Origin of the sequence: Pseudomonas sp. QLc11A (genome assembly GCF_052112305.1) — a bacterium.
GTDB classification, from domain to species: Bacteria; Pseudomonadota; Gammaproteobacteria; order Pseudomonadales; family Pseudomonadaceae; genus Aquipseudomonas; species Aquipseudomonas laurylsulfatiphila.
In genome coordinates, this window is the sequence record NZ_JAVAJJ010000103.1 from 1 (window position 1) to 240 (window position 240).

Annotated in this window: 1 protein-coding gene; it reads right to left on the reverse strand. The window is 63.3% G+C overall.

Annotated features, from left to right (window positions below):
• Positions 1-240 (reverse strand): immunoglobulin-like domain-containing protein (locus Q8X48_RS30085; protein WP_407802704.1); only part of this gene is annotated, 240 nt, incomplete at both ends.

A 240-nucleotide genomic window follows, 5' to 3' on the forward strand; every position in this document is an offset into this window, starting at 1 on the left:
CGATGGTGATCACCTTGCCGCTGTCCAACGTCACGGTCACCGGACCGTTCTGCGCGGTGACCGGTTTGCCCTGGGCATCGGTCAGGGTCGCGGTGTAGGTGATGGTGCCGTTTTCGTCCACGCTCGGCGTCGCGGTCAGGGTCACGGTGGTGGTGTCGTTGACGTCGTTGACCGTGGTGGTCACTGGCGTTGTGTTTGGCGACACCAGTTCCAGGTTACCGCCCACTGCGTCCTTGATGG